Annotated in this window: 18 protein-coding genes and 1 pseudogene; 6 read left to right on the top strand and 13 right to left on the bottom strand. The window is 64.6% G+C overall.

Annotated features, from left to right (window positions below; all coding sequences use genetic code 11):
* Nucleotides 1-11: 11 nt before the first annotated feature.
* The 5 genes from ACL9RJ_RS30660 to ACL9RJ_RS30640 form a co-directional block, all read right to left on the bottom strand.
* Entirely contained in the window at nucleotides 12-620 is a 609-nt protein-coding gene (locus ACL9RJ_RS30660) for a DUF4136 domain-containing protein (RefSeq protein ID WP_017125600.1), read from the bottom strand.
* Between the two features lie 13 nt (nucleotides 621-633).
* The gene (locus ACL9RJ_RS30655) at nucleotides 634-1,383 is read right to left on the bottom strand and encodes a methyltransferase domain-containing protein (RefSeq protein WP_017125599.1); all 750 of its coding nucleotides are present in this window, start codon (nucleotides 1,381-1,383) and stop codon (nucleotides 634-636) included.
* Nucleotides 1,380-1,685 (bottom strand): MazG-like family protein, encoded by a 306-nt coding sequence (locus tag ACL9RJ_RS30650; RefSeq protein ID WP_017125598.1) that lies wholly within the window; start codon nucleotides 1,683-1,685, stop codon nucleotides 1,380-1,382. Before ACL9RJ_RS30650 ends, ACL9RJ_RS30655 begins: the two co-directional genes overlap by 4 nt.
* 135 nt (nucleotides 1,686-1,820) lie before the next feature.
* Nucleotides 1,821-2,675: a MaoC family dehydratase gene (locus ACL9RJ_RS30645; protein WP_177083247.1), complete on the bottom strand. Its 855-nt coding sequence runs from the start codon at nucleotides 2,673-2,675 to the stop codon at nucleotides 1,821-1,823.
* A 2-nt stretch (nucleotides 2,676-2,677) separates the two neighbouring features.
* The gene (locus ACL9RJ_RS30640; protein WP_017125596.1) at nucleotides 2,678-4,030 is read right to left on the bottom strand and encodes a 3-oxoacyl-ACP reductase; all 1,353 of its coding nucleotides are present in this window, start codon (nucleotides 4,028-4,030) and stop codon (nucleotides 2,678-2,680) included.
* A gap of 120 nt (nucleotides 4,031-4,150) precedes the next feature.
* Here ACL9RJ_RS30640 and ACL9RJ_RS30635 point away from each other — a divergent pair, with 120 nt between their 5' ends.
* A complete protein-coding gene (locus tag ACL9RJ_RS30635) occupies nucleotides 4,151-5,428 on the top strand; it encodes an acetyl-CoA C-acetyltransferase (protein ID WP_017125595.1) in 1,278 nt (425 codons plus the stop codon).
* Between the two features lie 381 nt (nucleotides 5,429-5,809).
* A complete protein-coding gene (locus ACL9RJ_RS30630) occupies nucleotides 5,810-6,598 on the top strand; it encodes an AraC family transcriptional regulator (RefSeq protein ID WP_042934928.1) in 789 nt (262 codons plus the stop codon).
* Nucleotides 6,599-6,610: 12 nt separating this feature from the next.
* Here the strand turns inward: ACL9RJ_RS30630 and ACL9RJ_RS30625 are convergent, their stop codons facing one another.
* Both ACL9RJ_RS30625 and ACL9RJ_RS30620 read right to left on the bottom strand, forming a co-directional pair.
* Nucleotides 6,611-7,339 (bottom strand): methyl-accepting chemotaxis protein, encoded by a 729-nt coding sequence (locus ACL9RJ_RS30625; protein WP_377652934.1) that lies wholly within the window; start codon nucleotides 7,337-7,339, stop codon nucleotides 6,611-6,613.
* Between the two features lie 129 nt (nucleotides 7,340-7,468).
* Nucleotides 7,469-8,401 (bottom strand): annotated as a pseudogene (locus ACL9RJ_RS30620) (cache domain-containing protein); the annotation flags it as partial.
* A 595-nt stretch (nucleotides 8,402-8,996) separates the two neighbouring features.
* Here ACL9RJ_RS30620 and ACL9RJ_RS30615 point away from each other — a divergent pair.
* Nucleotides 8,997-9,896 carry a PA4780 family RIO1-like protein kinase gene (locus tag ACL9RJ_RS30615; protein ID WP_017125132.1) on the top strand — a complete coding sequence of 300 codons (900 nt, stop codon included), beginning with the start codon at nucleotides 8,997-8,999 and terminating at the stop codon, nucleotides 9,894-9,896.
* A gap of 135 nt (nucleotides 9,897-10,031) precedes the next feature.
* Here the strand turns inward: ACL9RJ_RS30615 and cueR are convergent, their stop codons facing one another.
* The 3 genes from cueR to ACL9RJ_RS30600 form a co-directional block, all read right to left on the bottom strand.
* Nucleotides 10,032-10,439 (bottom strand): Cu(I)-responsive transcriptional regulator, encoded by a 408-nt coding sequence (gene cueR, locus ACL9RJ_RS30610; RefSeq protein ID WP_017125133.1) that lies wholly within the window; start codon nucleotides 10,437-10,439, stop codon nucleotides 10,032-10,034.
* 10 nt (nucleotides 10,440-10,449) lie between these two features.
* The gene (locus ACL9RJ_RS30605; RefSeq protein WP_422765949.1) at nucleotides 10,450-12,837 is read right to left on the bottom strand and encodes a heavy metal translocating P-type ATPase; all 2,388 of its coding nucleotides are present in this window, start codon (nucleotides 12,835-12,837) and stop codon (nucleotides 10,450-10,452) included.
* Nucleotides 12,838-12,921: 84 nt separating this feature from the next.
* A complete protein-coding gene (locus tag ACL9RJ_RS30600) occupies nucleotides 12,922-13,308 on the bottom strand; it encodes a hypothetical protein (protein ID WP_178992384.1) in 387 nt (128 codons plus the stop codon).
* A gap of 146 nt (nucleotides 13,309-13,454) precedes the next feature.
* Between ACL9RJ_RS30600 and ACL9RJ_RS30595 the strand changes: the two genes are divergently transcribed.
* Both ACL9RJ_RS30595 and ACL9RJ_RS30590 read left to right on the top strand, forming a co-directional pair.
* Nucleotides 13,455-13,655 carry a heavy-metal-associated domain-containing protein gene (locus ACL9RJ_RS30595; protein WP_017125135.1) on the top strand — a complete coding sequence of 67 codons (201 nt, stop codon included), beginning with the start codon at nucleotides 13,455-13,457 and terminating at the stop codon, nucleotides 13,653-13,655.
* 172 nt (nucleotides 13,656-13,827) lie between these two features.
* Nucleotides 13,828-15,015: a multidrug effflux MFS transporter gene (locus tag ACL9RJ_RS30590; protein ID WP_042934933.1), complete on the top strand. Its 1,188-nt coding sequence runs from the start codon at nucleotides 13,828-13,830 to the stop codon at nucleotides 15,013-15,015.
* A gap of 10 nt (nucleotides 15,016-15,025) precedes the next feature.
* Here ACL9RJ_RS30590 and ACL9RJ_RS30585 read toward each other — a convergent pair whose 3' ends face one another.
* From ACL9RJ_RS30585 to ACL9RJ_RS30575, 3 genes are all read right to left on the bottom strand, one after another.
* Nucleotides 15,026-15,205, bottom strand: coding sequence for a hypothetical protein (locus tag ACL9RJ_RS30585; protein WP_017125137.1), 180 nt, complete (start codon nucleotides 15,203-15,205; stop codon nucleotides 15,026-15,028).
* A 514-nt stretch (nucleotides 15,206-15,719) separates the two neighbouring features.
* The gene (locus ACL9RJ_RS30580) at nucleotides 15,720-16,733 is read right to left on the bottom strand and encodes a zinc-binding alcohol dehydrogenase family protein (RefSeq protein WP_017125139.1); all 1,014 of its coding nucleotides are present in this window, start codon (nucleotides 16,731-16,733) and stop codon (nucleotides 15,720-15,722) included.
* A 38-nt stretch (nucleotides 16,734-16,771) separates the two neighbouring features.
* The gene (locus ACL9RJ_RS30575) at nucleotides 16,772-17,065 is read right to left on the bottom strand and encodes a putative quinol monooxygenase (protein WP_017125140.1); all 294 of its coding nucleotides are present in this window, start codon (nucleotides 17,063-17,065) and stop codon (nucleotides 16,772-16,774) included.
* A gap of 117 nt (nucleotides 17,066-17,182) precedes the next feature.
* On the opposite strand from ACL9RJ_RS30575, the gene ACL9RJ_RS30570 reads away from it, so the two are divergent.
* Nucleotides 17,183-18,112 carry a LysR family transcriptional regulator gene (locus tag ACL9RJ_RS30570; protein WP_017125141.1) on the top strand — a complete coding sequence of 310 codons (930 nt, stop codon included), beginning with the start codon at nucleotides 17,183-17,185 and terminating at the stop codon, nucleotides 18,110-18,112.
* Nucleotides 18,113-18,330 lie beyond the last annotated feature (218 nt).

Raw genomic sequence — 18,330 nt, 5'->3', positions numbered from 1 at the left:
GGCGAGGTTGTCTAGCTGGGTGGATACGCGGCCAGGGCTTTGTGCACCGCTTCGCGCAAGGCATCCGCGCGTTCGAGCTGGTTGCCCTGGCTACTGGTTTCGGCACTGGCGCTCCAGACCGGCTGACCGGTCGCGGCGTCGAACAGGCTGATGCGCGCTACGAGCACCTGGACTTCATAGGTGCGCACGATCGGCACGCTGTTATACATACCGTAGCGGTTTCCGTACGGACCACCACCGTAGGCGCCGGCATAGCCATAGTCTTCCTGGACCTGGCGCAGGCGTTTTTCCAGATGCACGTCGGCACTGACCCGCAGGTCTGCCGGGGCATCGGCGCGGCGAGGGCGCAAACCCTGCTCGTCGAGGGCGTTGCCGACCATCTCGGCCAGTTGCGCCGAATCGGCCCAGGTCGTGCCGGCGGGCAGCCGGTCATTGAGCCAGGCCCAGGTGCGATAGCGGCCATAGTCACGGGCCGGTGCCGGGTACGCGCTCAGGTCCAGGGTCCCGGCCGCCTGCGGTGGGGCCGGCGGGATCGGCCGCGAGTCGGCGGTATAAGGGTTCGGGCTCGAACAGGCGGCGAGCCCCAGGCACAGTGTCAACAGGACAAAACGGCGATTCATTGCATCCTCCGCATCACACCGGACGGCAGATCCAGTGCAGGTAACGCCCAAGCCCGGCAAAGCTTGGGTGACGACGATGGGCCAGCTCCATTTCCAGCAGGTCGATCAGTTCGGCACGGGCCTGGAACTCGACCGGCATGTAGTCGTGGAAGACCCGCACGCCACTCTGGGTCTCGACTGCCCACAGGCCTTCGAGTCGCGCCGCCAGCTCCCGTGGATCGAGGGGCTGCTGCGGGGTCAGGCTCTGCTTTTCGCCGGCCATGTCGTTCTTGCGCATCTTGCGGAAATGGCCCTTGAGCAGATTCCGGTAGATCAGCGCATCACGATTGTAGAAGGCCAGGGACAGCCAGCCCTGTGGTCGCGTCAACTGGTGCAGCACCGGCAGGATCGCATGGGGTTCGGCCAGCCATTCCAGCACCGCATGGCACAGCACCAGGTCATAGGGCTCGGTGAGTTGCCCGAGCAGGTCCTGCCAGGGCGCCTGGATAAAGGTCGCCGGCTGGCCCGCCTCGGCGAAGCGCTGGCGTGCCCCTTCGAGCATCGGCTCGGCGGGTTCGGCGAGGGTGACCTGGTGACCGCGCTCGGCCAGCCACAACGACATATGGCCCAGCCCGGCACCGATGTCCAGTACCCGCAATGGCCGGTCCGGCAGGGTTTCGGCAAGGTCGGCCTGGAGCACCGCCAGGCGGATCGCCCCCTTGGCACCGCCGTAGATTTTCTCGGCGAAGCGCGTGGCCAGTTGATCGAAATGACGGTCGCTCATTGGGCAAACCGCCGTTCGCTGTCGGCCAGCTTGGCTCGCACCACTTCGTTCATGTCCAGCCCCAGTTCGCTGCACAGCAGCAGGAGATAAAGGATGATGTCACCGACTTCCTGCCCGGCATGGGCCAGCTTTTCCGCCGGCAACTGGCGCGACTGGGCTTCCGTCAGCCACTGGAAGATCTCCACCAGCTCGGCCATTTCCACGCTGGCGGCCATCGCCAGGTTTTTCGGGCTGTGGAATTGTTTCCAGTCGTTGCGATCACGGATGCCGTGCAGGCGTTGGGTCAGTTCGTCGAGGTTCATGCGCAGTGTTCTCCTTCAAGGCGACTAGCTTCCGGCGGATGAGAACGGGAAGCAAGGGCCTTGCTACTGGGAGAACACCGCGGGCGGATGAAATATTCATCACGGTCAGCAAGCTGTCAGCTTGGCGGTCGTGGCTCAGCCGATGGGATGCCAGTTGCCGGTCATGTGCTCCAGCTCTCCGGCGCCGGTCAGGCGCAGTTCCCCGCTCGATCCCGGCGCACTGGCATACAGCAGCACTTCGTTGGGCAGGCGCACCGGCTTGCGGAAGGTCACGTCGATTTCGATATTCGCCGCCGGCAGGTGATTGCCCAGGGCGGCCAGCGTCCGCGCCTTGTTCCACAGGCCATGGGCGATGGCCTGGGGAAAGCCGAATAGCCTGGCACTGAGAGCGCTCAGGTGGATCGGGTTGTAGTCGCCGGAAACCCTGGCGTATTGGCGGCCGATATCGGCCGGGCATTGCCAGCGGGTCAGTTCGGCCAGTTCTCCCGGTTGCCGGTCGACTTCCTCGGGCGCATCCCCCGCCAGCTCGACTCCGCGGCAGAGCATGCGGCTCTCGGCTTCCCACAGTGGCCCCAGGGCATCGTCGACCTGGGTCAGCAGGTCGAAGGTCGCGCCCTTGGCATGGGGCTGCAGGTTCTGCACCTGGACGCCGACCCGCAGGCTGGTGACCCCGCCCAGCGGACGCAGGATGCGGATGCGGTTGCTCAAATGGACCAGGCCCATCAGGGGGAAGGGAAAGTCCTTGGCGGTGAGCAACTGCATTTGCAGGGGAAATGCCAGCACATGGGGATAGGTCGCCGGCATCAGGCCGGTATCGGCAAATCCACAGACCTTGCGGTAGGCCGCCAGACGCTTGGTGTCGACGGTGACCCAGCAGCACAGGCCCTCGGCCGGCAACTGGGTGCCGGTGATCTTGCGCCGCCGGGCGGCACGTACGTACAACCCCGGCAGCCCGGGGGCAATGGTCAGGTACTGCCAATTCACTTGCATGTTCAGGCCCCCAATACACTTTGTCCGCAGACCCTCAAGGCTTGACCGCTGAGCGCTCCCGAGCCCGGCTGGGCGAGCCAGGCCACCGCCTCGGCGACGTCCTGGGGCAGGCCGCCCTGGCCCAGGGAGCTCATGCGTCGTCCGGCTTCGCGCAGGGCGAAGGGAATATGCGCGGTCATCTGTGTCTCGATAAAACCGGGGGCCACGGCGTTGATGCTGATGCCGCGTTCGCCCAGCAGCGGGGCCCAGGCCTGGGCCAGGCCGATCAGCCCGGCCTTGCTCGCGGCATAGTTGGTCTGGCCGCGATTGCCGGCAATGCCGCTGATGGACGCCAGCAGGATCACCCGGCCGGCATCGTGCAGGGTGCCGCTGTCGAGTAGGGCGCGGGTCAGCACCTGCGGGGCATTGAGGTTGACGGCCAGTACCGCGTCCCAGAACTCGGGCGTCATGTTCGCCAGGGTCTTGTCGCGGGTGATGCCGGCGTTGTGGACGAGAATATCGAGGCCATCGGGCAGTTGCTCGACCAGTTGCGTGGCGGCGTCTTCGGCACAGATGTCCAGGGCAATGCTGCGCGCGCCGAGACGGGCGGCGAGGGCATCGAGGTCGGCCTTGGCCTGTGGTACGTCCAGCAGGATGATCTCGGCGCCGTCGCGGGCCAGGGTCTCGGCAATCGCCGCACCGATACCGCGCGCCGCGCCGGTGACCAGCGCCTTGCGCCCGGCCAGCGGGCGGCTCCAGTCCTGCACCTGGCTGGCGCAGGCCGCCAGGTGCAGCACCTGGCCGCTGACGTAGGCGCTCTTCGGCGACAGAAAGAAGCGCAGTGCGCCTTCGAGCTGATCTTCGGCATCCTCGTCGACCCGCAACAACTGCAGGGTGCCGCCGTTGCGCAATTCCTTGGCCAGCGACCGGCTGAAGCCTTCCAGGGCCCGTTGCGCACTGGCCGCGAAAGGATCGCGCAGGCTTTGCGGGGCGCGGCCGAGGATCACCACATGGGCGCAGGACTCCAGGTTCCTCAGCAACGGCTGGAAGAATTCGCGCAACTGCTTGAGCTGGTCGGTCTGCACAATCGCGCTGGCGTCGAATACCAGGGCCTTGAGCTTCGGTCCGTGGCCGGGAATCCAGGCGGTGCATCCCGGCACGTCGCTGCCGTAGCTGTAGACGGCATCGGTCAGCCGCAGGGCGAATGCGCCGACTTTTGCCGCCAGTGGTCCGCCGCCCAGGAGCAGGGCGCCTTCCACCGGTCGCAGGCGTCCGGCTTGCCAGCGCTCCAGGCGTGTCGGTGCCGGCAGGCCGAGGGCGCCTACCAGGCGTTGACCGATTGTCGAGTTGGCGAAGTCGATATAACGGTCAGACATGGAACGCTCTCCGGCGGCAGGGGTTCAAAGGTTGACCGCAAAGGACCGTCACTGGTTCGTTTTGCAGGAAAGGGCCTACTCTTTTAGCGGCAATGTCACTCAAATAATAGGGAGTTTTTTATGAATTCGTTGCGCCGTGTTGCCATTATCGGGGGCAACCGCATCCCGTTCGCCCGCTCCAATGGCCCTTATGCCACCGCGAGCAACCAAGCGATGCTGACGGCGGCGCTGGAGGGCCTGATCGAACGCTTCAACCTGCATGGCCTGCGCCTCGGCGAAGTGGCGGCGGGGGCGGTGCTCAAGCATTCGCGGGATTTCAACCTGACCCGCGAGTGCGTGCTGGGCTCGCGGCTGTCGCCGCAGACCCCGGCCTACGATATCCAGCAGGCCTGCGGCACCGGGCTGGAAGCGGCCCTGCTGGTGGCGAACAAGATTGCCCTGGGGCAGATCGAATGCGGTATCGCCGGCGGCGTCGACACCACGTCCGATGCGCCGATCGGGGTCAACGAAGGGCTTCGACAGATCCTGTTGCAAATCAATCGAAGCAAAAGCACCGGCGACAAGCTCAAGGCGCTGCTGCAATTGCGCCCGCATCACCTGAAGCCGGAACTGCCACGCAACGGCGAGCCGCGTACCGGGCTGTCCATGGGGCAGCACTGCGAGTTGATGGCGCAGACCTGGAACATTCCCCGTGGCGAGCAGGATCAACTGGCCCTGGAAAGTCACCAGAAGATGGCCGCGGCCTATGCCGAGGGCTGGCATGACGACCTGCTCACGCCCTTTCTCGGCCTGACCCGCGACAACAACCTGCGTGCGGACCTGACCCTGGAAAAGCTCGCGGCGCTCAAGCCGGTGTTCGAGCGCAGCGCCAAGGGCACGCTGACGGCGGGCAACTCCACGCCGCTGACCGACGGTGCCTCGCTGGTGCTGCTGGGCAGCGAGGAATGGGCGAGGGAGCGCGGGCTGCCGGTCCTGGCCTACCTGCGTGACGGCGAAGCGGCGGCGGTGGACTTCGTCAAGGGCGCCGAAGGGCTGTTGATGGCGCCGGCCTATGCGGTGCCGCGGCTGCTGGCGCGCAACAACCTGACGCTGCAGGATTTCGACTACTACGAGATCCACGAGGCTTTCGCCGCCCAGGTCCTGTGCACCCTGAAGGCCTGGGAAGATCCCGAGTACTGCAAGACCCGCCTGGGCCTCGACGCGCCGCTGGGCTCGATCGACCGCGGCAAGCTCAACGTCAAGGGCAGTTCCCTGGCGGCCGGGCATCCGTTCGCCGCCACCGGCGGGCGGATCGTCGCGAGCCTGGCGAAGCTGCTCGACACGGCGGGCCAGGGGCGCGGCCTGATTTCTATCTGTGCCGCCGGTGGCCAGGGGGTGACGGCGATTATCGAGCGGTGAGGCCGCGAAAAGCTTCGCGGTCTCTGTGGGAGGGGGCTTGCCTCTGAAGCCTTTGGTGCATCCACTGGCCTCTTCGCGGGCAAGCCCGCTCCCACACAAGCCCACTCCCACATAAGCTGCGGTCTGTGTGGGAGCCGGCTTGCTGGCGATAGCGGTGGGTCTGTCGAGCTTCTGCAGGAGAGCGACTTTTGTAAGTGGGAGGGGGCTTGCCCCCGAAGCTTTTGGTGCATCCACTGGCCTCTTCGCGGGCAAGCCCGCTCCCACACAAGTCCACTCTCACACAGAGCCGCTCACTGAAGAGGTTTTCAAAGGCATTGTCAGGCGGGAGGTTCTTGGCCTAAGGTCGCACCCGCCAGCCATCGCGCGACATAAGGGTGATCCATGCCGACCAACGGACAACGTGGTCCCGAAAGACAGATTCCCGTGCTGTCGGCCCTGCCGCGCCCGCTCTATGCCCGTGCCGAAAGCCTGAATGCCGGCTCCTGGACGCCGCGCCACCGCCATGACTGGGTACAGTTTTCCTATGCCATCAGCGGCGTGCTCGGGGTGCATACCTCCGAAGGCAGTTTCTTTGCCCCGCCACAGTGGGGCGTGTGGATTCCGGCCGGGCTGGAGCATGAGGTGGTGACTTCGATGCAGGCGGAAATGCGCAGCCTGTATGTGCGCCGCGAGGATTGCCCGTGGGCGGCGGAGCGCTGCCGGGTGCTGGAGGTGACGCCGCTGGCGCGGGAACTGATCAAGAGCTTCTGCCTGCTGCCGGCGGATTATCCCCAGGAGGGCAGCGCCCAGGCGCGGTTGGTGCAGGTGTTGCTGGACCAGTTGGCGAGTCTGCCGGAGGTCGGCTTTTCCCTGCCGTTGCCCCGTCATCCGCGGTTGTTGGGATTGTGCAACGAGTTGATCGAAAGCCCGGAGCAGGGCGTGACCTTGAGCGAATGGGCGGTGCGCCTGGGCATGTCCGAGAAGACCCTGATGCGCCTGTTCCAGCGCGAGACCGGCCTGAGCTTTCGCGGCTGGCGCCAGCGCATGCGACTGCTGTCGTCGCTCAGTGCCCTGGAAGAGGGCGACAGCGTGACCCGTGCCGCGCTGTCCTGCGGCTATGACTCCACCTCGGCGTATATCGCGGCCTTCAAGGGCCTGTTCGGTTACACGCCGGGAGAGTTGTTCCGCTAGTCGCCCCCCGACTCAGGTCCGGAAGCGTTTCACCAGGCCATCCAGCTCGCTGGACAGACCCGCCAGGCTCTGGGAATCGAGCCGTGCCGAGTTCGCCAGTTCCGCCACCAACTGCGCATCGCCATGGATCTGGCTGATATGCCGGTTGATGTCTTCGGCCACCTGATGCTGTTCTTCCGCCGCCGTGGCGATCTGGGTGTTCATGTCGCGGATCACGTCCACCGACTCGCGGATCTGCCCGAAGCTGGTGCGCGCCAGGCCGATGCGGGTCACCGATTGTTGCGAGACCTCCAGGCTGGCATGCATCTGTTGCGCGACCTGGCTGGTGCGCTTGGCCAGGTTGCCCAGCAGGCCATCGATTTCCGCCGTGGAATCCGCGGTGCGCTTGGCCAGGGCGCGCACTTCGTCGGCCACCACGGCAAACCCGCGACCCTGTTCGCCGGCGCGAGCGGCCTCGATGGCGGCGTTCAGCGCCAGCAGGTTGGTCTGCTCGGCGATGGAGCGGATCGTGCCGAGGATCGACTGGATGTTGTTGCTGTCGCTTTCCAGTTGCTGCATGGACTGGGCCGACTGTTCGATCTCCTGGCTCAACTGATCGACGCTGTGCACGGCCGCATCGATCTGCTGCTGGCCTTCGCGGGCCTGGCGCTGGCCGCTGTCGGCGGACTCGGCCGCCTGGCTGCAGGAGCGCGCGACTTCGTTGGCGGTGGCGACCATCTCGTGGAACGCCGTGGACACCATGTCCACCGCTTCACGCTGGCGTCCGGCGGCGTCGGCCATGTCGCCCGATACCCGGGTGGAATTACGCGACGAGTCGAGGATCTTGTTCGCCGACAGGCCGATATGCTGGATCAGGCTGCGGATTGCCGCCAGGAATTGGTTGAACCAGCTCGCCAGTTGCGCGGTTTCGTCGCTGCCGCGGATCTGCAGGTTCTGGGTCAGGTCGCCGTTGCCCTGGGCGATGCCTTCCAGGCCGCTGGAGACGCTGCGGATCGGCCGTACGATCAGGCTGGCGAAACTGGCGCCGACGATGGCGAAGATCACCGCGAGCACGGCGGCGATGATCGCGATCAGCCAGGTCAGCTGGTTGGCCGTGCCCATGACTTCGCTTTGCTTGACCAGGCCGATAAAGGTCCAGCCCAGTTGTTCCGAAGGCCAGATATTGGCCATGTAGTGCTCGCCGTTGAGTTCGACTTCCACCAGGCCCTTGCCGGCCTTGGCCAGGTCGGCGTAACCGCTGCCCAAGCTGCCCAGGGCCTTGAAGTTGTGTTCCGGCTGCTTGGGGTCGACCAGCAGGTTGCCGCTGTTTTCCAGCAGCATCAGGTAGCCGCTTTCACCGAGCTTGATCTGCTTGACGATCTCGGTGAGCTGCTTGAGGGTCACGTCGATGCTGACCACGCCGCCCGGGTTGCCGAGCTTGTTGGCGACGGTGCGCACGGTACTGACGTAGGTCGCGTCGTCCTGGGCCCAGTAATAGGCGGCGGTGCGCAGCGGCTTGCCCGGGTTGGCCATGGCGGTCTTGTACCAGGGGCGCTGGCGCGGGTCGTAGTTGCTCAGCTTCGGATCGTCGGGCCAGGACACGTAGCCGCCGGCTTCGGTGCCGATGATCGCGTAGGCATAGGCCGGATGGCTGGTGCCCAGGGCTTCGAGGAAGGTGTAGACCTGCTTGTCCATGTCGCCCTGGGGGACCTTGGCGGCATCGGCGCTCATGTAGGTCTTGAGGCTGCCATCGCTGTTCTTGATCAGCGGCTGGTTGGCCAGGTATTCGACGTTCTGGCTGATGCCTTCGAAGAACAGCTGCATGGCGTTGCTGACCTGGCGGATCTCCCGGCCGCTGCCGTCGGCAAAGCTGTTGCGCGCTTCGCTGCGCAGGTTCATTACCACCAGGGTGGCGACCAGCACCACCGGCAAACAGGCGACGATTGCAAACGCCCAGGTCAGTTTTTGCTTGATGTTCATCCGCGCTCCAGATTCTTCCAGATTTTTTTCTTGTGGGCCCACGACGTACCGATGGCGCGCGAAGCTGGGCTGCTGTGAAAGTCTTGCGGTGTTGAAAATCCGTTTCGCGGGCGGTGTGCTGATTGTCCGACAAACGCTCCTCTGTCTCTGAGCGCTTCGGCCCGGCCAGGAAAAAATTGAGGCCGTCTGGCGAAAATTCCCGTTTTTGCCGAGTATTCGACGGCTGGCAATGGTCGGAACTGACAGAGTGCCCACCTGGTAGTGGTCTGATGAGTGTCAGCTATTATCCTTGGGGCTCGTGGATTTGCCGCGGTAATCTGGCACATTGAGTGCATTGGAGAACATTCGAGGTCGGCATCTTCCTTCCTGCTGTGAGAGGATGGCCGTACAACGAGTGACATTCGCGTGTTTGGTAATAAAGGACCCACAATAAAAGCTGATGAAGACTCCAAAACGCATTGAACCCCTGATCGAGGACGGTCTGGTCGACGAGGTGCTGCGCCCACTCATGAGTGGCAAAGAAGCAGCTGTTTACGTGGTGCGCTGTGGCAACGAGCTGCGTTGCGCCAAGGTTTACAAGGAGGCGAATAAACGAAGTTTTCGTCAGGCGGCCGAGTATCAGGAAGGCCGCAAGGTGCGTAACAGTCGTCAGGCCCGCGCGATGGCCAAGGGCTCGAAGTTCGGCCGCAAGGAAACCGAGGACGCCTGGCAGAACGCCGAGGTGGCGGCCCTGTTCCGTCTGGCCAGTGCTGGCGTGCGGGTGCCCAAGCCGTTCGATTTCCTCGAAGGCGTGCTGTTGATGGAGCTGGTGGCGGACGAGTACGGCGATGCCGCGCCGCGTCTCAATGACGTGGTCCTGGAGCCGGACCAGGCGCGCGAGTACCACGCGTTCCTGATTTCGCAGATCGTGCTGATGCTGTGTACCGGTCTGGTGCACGGTGACCTGTCGGAGTTCAATGTGTTGCTGACGCCGGATGGCCCGGTGATCATCGACCTGCCCCAGGCGGTGGATGCGGCCGGCAACAACCACGCGTTCAGCATGCTCGAGCGTGACGTCGGCAACATGGCCTCCTATTTCGGCCGGTTTGCCCCGGAACTGCGGCGCACCCGTTATGCCAAGGAAATGTGGGCCCTGTACGAGGCCGGCACCTTGCATCCGGCCAGCGTCCTGACCGGCGAGTTCGACGATCCGGAAGAACTGGCGGATGTCGGTGGCGTGCTGCGCGAGATCGAAGCGGCACGTTTCGACGAAGAACGTCGCCAGGCCATCCGTTCGGCAGACGACGCCCCGCCGGGCAAGCTGGCCGAAGAGCCGCCACCGCCCTGGATGCAGCACTGATCGTGTTGCTGATCGTTCCCACGCTCTGCGTGGGAATGCCTCTCAGGATGCTCCGCGTCCGCTCTTGTGACGCAGAGCGTCACGGGCTGCATTCCCACGGGGACCGTGGGAACGATCAACGATCCTGGGGCGGGCTCAGGTTGGCTCGCAACAGTTCCCCGATGCCAGGTCCTTGAGGATCGGGCAGTCCGGGCGGTGATCTCCCTGGCAGTGCTCCACCAGGTCCTGCAGGGTATCGCGCAGCCCGGCGAGTTCGCTGATCTTGCGGTTCAACTCGTCGATATGTTGCCGGGCCAGGGCCTTCACGTCGGCGCTGGCGCGCTGGCGATCCTGCCACAGCGTCAGCAGCTTGCCGACTTCCTCCAGGGAAAACCCCAGGTCCCGCGAGCGCTTGATAAACGCCAGGGTATGCAACTCGTCCGCTCCGTACAGGCGATAGCCGCTGTCCGTGCGCGTGGCTGCCTTGAGCAGACCGATGGATTCGTAATAACGAATCATCTTTGCGCTCAGCCCGCTCTGGCGGGCTGCTTGGCCGATGTTCATGCCATCTCCTTCAGTCGAGGTCTTCGGGTTTCCAGGTCTTGAGCAGCAAGGCATTGCTGACCACGCTGACGCTGGAAAGGGCCATGGCCGCCCCCGCCAGCACCGGGTTGAGCAGGCCGAAGGCGGCCAGCGGGATACCGATCAGGTTATAGACGAATGCCCAGAACAGATTCTGCCGGATCTTCGCATAGGTCTTGCGGCTGATTTCCAGCGCCGCCGGCACCAGCCGTGGATCGCCGCGCATCAGGGTAATGCCGGCGGCGTGCATGGCGACATCGGTGCCGCCGCCCATGGCGATGCCGATATCCGCGGCGGCCAGGGCCGGGGCGTCATTGATGCCGTCGCCGACCATGGCGACGACGCCGCTCTTCTTCAGTTCGCTGACCGTGGCGGCCTTGTCCGCCGGCAGCACTTCGGCATGCACATCGCGGATACCCAGGGCTTCGGCGACCACCCGGGCGCTGCCGCGGTTGTCGCCGGTCAGCAGGTGGCTGCTGATATGGCGCGCCTGCAACTGCTCGATGGCCTGCCTGGCACCTGGTTTGAGGGTGTCGCCGAAGGCGAACAGGGCCAGTACCCGTGGCTGTGGACTCTGCTCGATCAGCCAGGACAAGGTGCGGCCCTCGGCCTCCCAGGCGCTCGCCGTTGCCTCCAGGGCTCCGGCCGCCAGGCCGCTTTCGTCCAGCAGGCGGCGGTTGCCCAGGGCCAGGGCACGACCGTCGAGTTCGCCGGCGATACCGCGTCCGGTCAATGAGCGGCTGTTATGGATATCCGCCACTGCCAGGCCACGTTCCGCGCAGGCATCGAGTACCGCCTTGGCCAGCGGGTGTTCGCTGCCACGCTGAAGAGCGCCGGCCAGCTGCAGAGCGAGGGCTTCGTCACCGTCCACGGCACTGAAGTGGGCAATCCGCGGGGTGCCGGAAGTCAGGGTGCCGGTCTTGTCGAAGACCACGGCACTGACTTCATGGGCGCGCTCAAGGGCTTCGGCATCCTTGATCAGGATGCCATGGCGCGCGGCGACGCCGGTACCGGCCATGATCGCGGTCGGGGTGGCCAGGCCCAGGGCACACGGGCAGGCGATCACCAGCACCGCCACGGCATTGATCAGGGCGGTTTCCAGGGGCGCGCCGTGCAGCCACCAGCCGACCAGTGTCGCCAGGGCCAACAGCAGCACGCTCGGGACGAATACCTGGCTGACCTTGTCCACCAGCTTCTGGATCGGTGCCTTGGCCGCCTGGGCGTCCTCCACCAGGCGGATGATCCGTGCAAGCACGGTTTCCGCCCCCAGCGCCTGGGTCTTGACCAGCAACCGGCCTTCACCGTTGATGGCGCCGCCGGTGACCTTGTCTCCCGGCTGCTTCGGCACCGGCAGGCTTTCACCGCTGATCAGGGCCTCGTCGGCATGGCTCTGGCCTTCGACCACTTCACCATCCACCGGAAAACGTTCGCCGGGCTTGACCAGTACCAGGTCGTCGAGGCGCAAGGCACTGATGGCGACGTCCTGTTCGCGGCCGTCGATCACCTGGATCGCCCGTTCCGGGCGCAAGGCTTCGAGGGCACGGATGGCGCTGGCGGTCTGGCGCTTGGCGCGGCTTTCGAGGTATTTGCCCAGCAGCACCAGGGCGATCACCACCGCCGAGGCTTCGAAATACAGATGGGGCATATGGCCGTGGCCGGCGTTGGCCCATTGGTAGAGACTCAGGCCGTAACCGGCGCTGGTGCCGAGGGCGACCAGCAGGTCCATATTGCCGGCTCCGGCCTTGACCGCCTTCCACGCGGCGACATAAAAGCGTGCGCCGAAGATGAACTGCACCGGCGTCGCCAGGGCGAATTGCAGCCAGGCCGGCAGCATCCAGTCGTAGCCGAAGGGCTGGGCGAGCATCGGCAACACCAGCGGCAGCGCCAGGGCGATGGCCAGCAGCAGCGACCAGCGTTCGTGGCTCAGGCGCTGCTGTTGCGCCTGGGCCGTGGCGGCTTCGCTCTGACGCAGGGTGGCGGAATAACCGGCGGCGCCGACGGCGGCTATCAGCAGCGCCGGATCGACTTGGCCAAGCAATTCGAGGTGGGCCCGTTCATTGGCCAGGTTGACGCTGACGCTACGCACCCCGGCGACCTTGTTCAGGGCACGCTCGACGCGGCCGGCGCAGGAGGCGCAGGTCATGCCGCCGATGCTCAGTTCCAGGCTCTGGCTGGGCACCTGGTAACCGGCCTGTTCGACGGCCTGCAGCAGTGCCGGCAAGCTGTCGGCGGGGGCCCGGACGCGGGCCTGTTCGGTGGCGAGATTGACGCTGACCGCGCTGGTTCCCGTTACTTTGCGCAAGGCGCGTTCGACCCTGCCGGCGCAACTGGCGCAGGTCATGCCGGCGATCGGCAGGTCGAAAAGGGTGGATTCGAGCATGGGCGATACTCCTGGAGAAGTTGCCCACAGGATCAACCTTGCCACCTTGGCAAGGTCAAGCCTCTCTTTTGCGCAGGGGCCGACTTACTGATAACCCAGCGGTACCTGCTTGAGGCGCAGTCCGTTCGGCCCGGCGACAATGGCGAACTTGCGCACGTCGCCGCCCTGCAGCTTGATCAGTTGCTCGGGAGCCGCGAGCATGCTGGCGGCGCAGCCCGGAGCCTGGCCCGGCAGCGACTTCAGGCGTACGGAAATCTGGCCGGGCGGCAGGTTGAAGGAGGTGGCCTGTTCCTGGAACAGTCGCGCCGACAATTGATCCTGCAGGTAGACGCCGATTTCACAAGGCGTCGAAACCTCCAGCCGCTCACGGGAGATGATCAGCACCCCGTAGTTTTCTCCGGCAGCGCTGGCAAAGGGTGCCGCACCGAAAAGGCTGAGAAGGCCGAACAGGCTGAAAACTGACCAGCGCATGGCTGAATCTCCTACGGTTGGATCGTCGATGACGAAGCTTGGCGCAGGGGCGAGCGAAATGCCAGCCCGGCAGCTTCACGCGGAACTTGACCTTGCCACGATGGCAAGCTTGAGACTGCTCCCAACCTCAATACAGGAGAAGTGTCATGCAAATCTTCAATGTCCAGGGCATGTCGTGCGGTCACTGCGTCAAGGCCATCACCCAGGCCGTGCAGGCCCGCGATCCGGCGGCCAGCGTGCAGGTGGACCTCGGCGCGAAGGAAGTCGGCGTGCAGAGCCGGTTGTCGGCCGACGAGGTCATCAGTGTGATCAGCGATGAAGGTTACGCGGTGCAGCTGGCGAGCTGACCGCTCCGATCGTTCCGCCGCTCTGCGTGGGACAGTACCAGGCCGTGCCCGGAGCGGCCTGGCAATCCCGGGAATTTCCCGGTCATTTATTTAGTTAGCGACCTATCGGAATGTTCAAGGCATCCCCGCGCAGTTAGACTAGGCGGCTGCACGCACTGCTACCGGATGCCCGATGAACCTACGATTGATCCTCATCCTCGGGGCCCTGAGCGCTTTCGCGCCCCTGGCCATCGACTTCTACCTGCCGGGTTTCCCGTCGATGGCCATCGCCTTCGGCACCGATGAAAAGCATATCCAGCTGACGCTGGCGGTGTATTTCCTCGGACTGTCCATCGGGCAACTGGTCTACGGGCCATTGGCGGATCGCTTTGGTCGGCGGGGGCCGTTGCTGGTCGGGGTGTTCCTGTTCACCCTGGCGTCCCTGGCCTGCGCTTTCGCCCCGAACCTGGAATGGCTGATCGCCGCGCGTTTCCTGCAGGCGCTCGGCGGTTGCGCGGGGGCGGTGATTTCCCGGGCGGTGGTCAGCGACAAGTGTGACGCCATCGGTTCGGCCAAGGTCTTTTCGCAGCTGATGCTGGTGACCGGCCTGGCGCCGATCCTGGCACCGATGCTCGGCGGCGTGCTGGTCAATCTCTATGGCTGGCAGTCGATCTTTATCGTGCTGACCCTGTTCAGCGCGTTGTCCGCCGTCGCCGTGGCCCTGGGCCTGCCGGAAAGCCTGCCGGCCACTCAACCGCGGCAGCCGCTGTCGGGGGCGTTGCGCCAATACGCCAGCCTGCTGTCGGACCGGGTGTTCTTCGGCCATGCCCTGACCGGCGGGATCGCCATCGCCGGGATGTTCGCCTACATTGCCGGTTCGCCCTTCGTCTTCATCAAATTGTACGGGGTTCCCGCCGAGCACTATGGCTGGCTGTTCGGCAGCAACGCGGCGGGATTCATCCTGGTGGCGCAAATCAACGCGCGCCTGCTCGGCAAGCGCGGGCCGGCCTTTCTGCTGGCGCGTGCGGTGTGGGTCTATCTGGCGGCGGGACTCACGCTGCTGGGCATCAGCACCCTGCATACCGCGCAGCTCTGGCCGCTGCTGATCCCGCTGTTCATCTGCATTTCCAGCCTGGGTTGCATCATTCCCAATGCGGCGGCCTGCGCCATGCGTGGCCAGGGGGCACGGGCCGGCAGCGCTTCGGCGATGTTCGGTTGCCTGCAGTTCAGCGTCGCGGCGGGCGCGGCGTCGCTGGTCGGGCTGTTGCATGACGGCAGCGCCACGCCGATGGCGCTGGTGATCGGCCTGTGCGGGGTGCTGGCGGTGATGGTTGCCATGGGGACTCGTCGTCTCGAGAACGCCCGAGTCGCCCAGAGCTAGATGACGCGGATCAGCCGACGGCTTGCCGTTGCTGTTCTGGAAAGGAATGAGGGGCGTGCAGGCGTGCTTGCAGCGTGCTGACAAAGGCGCGGGCTTCGGTTTCGCTGCGGAAGGTGACCGCATGCTGATCGAGCCGGACCTGCCATTGGCTGCCGTGGGGTTTTGCTAACTCTTTTACAAGGATCTTCATGGCTGACTTCCTTTGGTTGGCAAAGGCGGCCAGTGTAAACCTGAATACGTTCGCTGGGATGACAGGGATCAAGGATCTGACTGACGGTATTTCCGCTTGTCTTGTAGGTCTTGAATGACCTGCGGGAACGGCAGGGCTATGCGCCCTGACCAAGGGTGGGAGGGGGCTTGCCCCCGAAGCTTTTGGTGGTTTTGGGGACCCCTTCCAGGCAAGCCCACTCCCACAAATCCCGCTCCCACCCTGTCCGAGTTGTCCCGGATATTGCGGGTGACTGGAACAAACTGTGGGAGGGGGCTTGCCCCCGAAGCTTTTGGTGGTTTTGAGGGCCTCTTCGCGGGCAAGCCCGCTCCCACAAATCCCGCTCCCACCCTGTCCGAGTTGTCCCGGATATTGCGGGTGACTGGAGCAGACTGTGGGAGGGGGCTTGCCCCCGAAGCTTTTGGTGGTTTTGGGGACCCCTTCCAGGCAAGCCCACTCCCACAATGCCCACTTCCAGCAAGCCCTCTCCTGTGACTCAGAAGCCTTCCAGCACGATCTTGCCCTTGGCCTTGCCGCTTTCCAGCAGGGCATGGGCACGGCGCAGGTTGGCGGCGTTGATCTGGCCGAAGTGCTCGCCGACCGTGGTCTTCAGCACGCCGGCATCGATCAGTTCAGCCACCCGGTTGAGCAGGTTGTGTTGCTCGATCATGTCTTCGGTCTCGAACATCGAGCGGGTGTACATGAACTCCCAGTGCAACGACAGGCTCTTGCGCTTGAGCTTGCTGATGTCCAGGCCTTTCGGATCGTCGATCAGGCCCAGCTTGCCCTGCGGCTTGAGTGCCTCGACCAGTTGATCCAGATGCGTGTCGGTCTGGGTCAGGCTGGCGACGTGAGTGACATGCGGCTGACCCTGCGCCTTGAGTTCATCGCTGAGGGGCTTGCTGTGGTCGATCACCAGGTCGGCGCCCAGGGCCAGCACCCAGTCCCGGGTTTCGGCACGCGAGGCGGTGCCGATGACTTTCAACCCGGTCAACTGGCTGGCCAGTTGCGTCAGGATCGAACCCACGCCACCGGCCGCGCCGACGATCAGCAGGCTCTGGCCCTGATCGGCCTTGTCTTCGCGCACTTGCAGGCGCTCGAACAGCAATTCCCAGGCGGTGATCGCGGTCAGCGGCAACGCGGCCGCTTCGGCGAAACCGAGGCTCTCGGGCATATGACCGACGATGCGCTCATCTACCACATGCAGTTCACTGTTGGCGCCGGGACGGGTCAGGGAGCCGGCGTAGAACACCTTGTCACCGACCTTGAACAGACTGGCGTCGCTGCCGACCGCCTTGACCACGCCGGCCACGTCCCAGCCGAGGACCTTGGCCTCGCCGTTTTCCGGTGGCATGTACTGGCGGACCTTGGTGTCCACCGGGTTGACCGAGATGGCCTTGACCTCGACCAGCAGGTCGCGGGGGCCGGGGACCGGCACTGGCAGTTCGATATCTTGCAACGACAGTGGATCACTGCTGGGCAAGGAAGAATAGAAGGCAATGGCTTTCATGGGGAAGACTCCAGGGAGATGGGCAAACAAGGGGACTGTCAGGAGAGAAACCGCAGGCGTTTGAGCTCGAACTGCTCGATCAGGCCTTCTGACTGTTGGCGGAAATGCTCGAAGTGGGGCGCGGCGAAATGGCTCGCCAGCGCGGCTTCATCGGTCCACTGCTCCAGCATGTAGAGGGTGTCGGCATGCTCGAGGTCGTCATGCAGATCGTATTGGCGGCAACCGGGTTCGGCACGGGTTGGCACTTGCAGTGCTCGCAAGAGTTGTTCAAGCGCGGGGCGCCGGTCAGGTTTGGCAACCAGGATGGCAAGGGTGGTCAGGGTCTGGGACATGGGTGACGCCTCATGTTGCAGCGATGTGTGGCGGCATGATTAGTCATTTCCCTTGAGGATAAAACCGGCTAAAACAGCAGTCTCTTTCAATATTTTTTTGATAATCAGGAGGCTTTGGTGCTGCGTTTCGACGATTTGCAGTTGTTTGTGCGTGCCGCCGACCTGGGTAGCCTGTCGGCGGCGGCGCGGATCATGGACTTGTCGCCGGCGGTGGCCAGTGCCTCGCTCAAGCGCATCGAGCAGCAACTGGGCGCGCGCCTGCTCGCCCGCTCGACACGCAGCCTGCGCCTGACTGCCGAAGGCGAGGGTTTCCTCGAATATGCCCGGGCCGCCCTGAGCAACCTGGACGAGGGGCGCCGGTTGCTGACCAGCGCTCAGGACCAGGTCAGCGGGGTCCTGCAACTGTCGGCGCCTTCGGACTTCGGGCGCAATCTGTTGCTGCCCTGGCTCGACGAGTTCCAGCGCGAACATCCGAAGCTGACGGTGCGCCTGCTGCTGGGCGATCGGATCGCCGACCTGTTCCGCCAGCCGGTGGACATCGCCCTGCGTTATGGCGAACCGGAGGACTCGAGCCTGGTGGCGCTGCCGATCGCCCCGGATAACCGCCGCGTGTTGTGCGCCGCGCCCGATTACCTGGCGCGCCATGGCGAACCCGCCACCCTGGAGCAACTGGCCCAGCACAACTGCCTGCTGTTCATGCTCGGCAGCCGGGTCCATGACCAGTGGAGCTTTCACGATGGCAAGCGCGATATCAGCCTCACGGTCAGCGGTGATCGCTTCAGCGATGACGCCGATGTGGTGCGCCTGTGGGCATTGGCCGGAGCGGGGATTGCCTACAAGTCCTGGCTCGATGTCGGCACCGATGTGCTGGCCGGGCGGCTGAAGGTGTTGCTCCCGGAGCTGTCCTGCGAACGGGCACCGCTGAATCTGCTGTGCGCTCATCGCGCTCAGTTGAGTAAGCCGGTGAACCTGTTGCGCGAAATGCTCAGTCGGCGTTGCGCCGAGCTGTCGCGGCGGGCCCCGGCGCGTCATGCTGGCGGCGGATGATGGCGCGGCTGCCCGGTGCGTGACTTGTTACAACCGGTGCAGGAATAAAAGTCGGCACCGGTTCCATTGTGGTTTAGGCTTGAATCATTGGATCCAATGTTTTTCCGGCTGAAACGCATTTTGTTACGTTCGCCGGAGTTACTTGCCGAAATGAGAAAATTTCCCGGATTTTGGCACTTTTGCGTCTTGGCTGGAGTGCCGGGATTTCTCAGTATGGC

It is taken from the genome of Pseudomonas sp. Mn2068, from assembly GCF_049319725.1.
Taxonomy (GTDB): Bacteria; Pseudomonadota; Gammaproteobacteria; order Pseudomonadales; family Pseudomonadaceae; genus Aquipseudomonas; species Aquipseudomonas gingeri.
Note: the sequence above shows the minus strand (reverse complement) of the source record. Positions and strands in the feature narration are given on the sequence as shown.

Excerpts from the sequence above, each read along its gene's own strand:
- ACL9RJ_RS30660 (WP_017125600.1), bottom strand. The coding sequence starts at position 620 with ATGAATCGCCGTTTTGTCCTGTTGACACTGTGCCTGGGGCTCGCCGCC.
- ACL9RJ_RS30655 (WP_017125599.1), bottom strand. The coding sequence starts at position 1,383 with ATGAGCGACCGTCATTTCGATCAACTGGCCACGCGCTTCGCCGAGAAA.
- ACL9RJ_RS30650 (WP_017125598.1), bottom strand. The coding sequence starts at position 1,685 with ATGAACCTCGACGAACTGACCCAACGCCTGCACGGCATCCGTGATCGC.
- ACL9RJ_RS30645 (WP_177083247.1), bottom strand. The coding sequence starts at position 2,675 with ATGCAAGTGAATTGGCAGTACCTGACCATTGCCCCCGGGCTGCCGGGG.
- ACL9RJ_RS30640 (WP_017125596.1), bottom strand. The coding sequence starts at position 4,030 with ATGTCTGACCGTTATATCGACTTCGCCAACTCGACAATCGGTCAACGC.
- ACL9RJ_RS30635 (WP_017125595.1), top strand. The coding sequence starts at position 4,151 with ATGAATTCGTTGCGCCGTGTTGCCATTATCGGGGGCAACCGCATCCCG.
- ACL9RJ_RS30630 (WP_042934928.1), top strand. The coding sequence starts at position 5,810 with ATGCCGACCAACGGACAACGTGGTCCCGAAAGACAGATTCCCGTGCTG.
- ACL9RJ_RS30625 (WP_377652934.1), bottom strand. The coding sequence starts at position 7,339 with ATGGTGTCCACGGCGTTCCACGAGATGGTCGCCACCGCCAACGAAGTC.
- ACL9RJ_RS30615 (WP_017125132.1), top strand. The coding sequence starts at position 8,997 with ATGAAGACTCCAAAACGCATTGAACCCCTGATCGAGGACGGTCTGGTC.
- cueR (WP_017125133.1), bottom strand. The coding sequence starts at position 10,439 with ATGAACATCGGCCAAGCAGCCCGCCAGAGCGGGCTGAGCGCAAAGATG.
- ACL9RJ_RS30605 (WP_422765949.1), bottom strand. The coding sequence starts at position 12,837 with ATGCTCGAATCCACCCTTTTCGACCTGCCGATCGCCGGCATGACCTGC.
- ACL9RJ_RS30600 (WP_178992384.1), bottom strand. The coding sequence starts at position 13,308 with ATGCGCTGGTCAGTTTTCAGCCTGTTCGGCCTTCTCAGCCTTTTCGGT.
- ACL9RJ_RS30595 (WP_017125135.1), top strand. The coding sequence starts at position 13,455 with ATGCAAATCTTCAATGTCCAGGGCATGTCGTGCGGTCACTGCGTCAAG.
- ACL9RJ_RS30590 (WP_042934933.1), top strand. The coding sequence starts at position 13,828 with ATGAACCTACGATTGATCCTCATCCTCGGGGCCCTGAGCGCTTTCGCG.
- ACL9RJ_RS30585 (WP_017125137.1), bottom strand. The coding sequence starts at position 15,205 with ATGAAGATCCTTGTAAAAGAGTTAGCAAAACCCCACGGCAGCCAATGG.
- ACL9RJ_RS30580 (WP_017125139.1), bottom strand. The coding sequence starts at position 16,733 with ATGAAAGCCATTGCCTTCTATTCTTCCTTGCCCAGCAGTGATCCACTG.
- ACL9RJ_RS30575 (WP_017125140.1), bottom strand. The coding sequence starts at position 17,065 with ATGTCCCAGACCCTGACCACCCTTGCCATCCTGGTTGCCAAACCTGAC.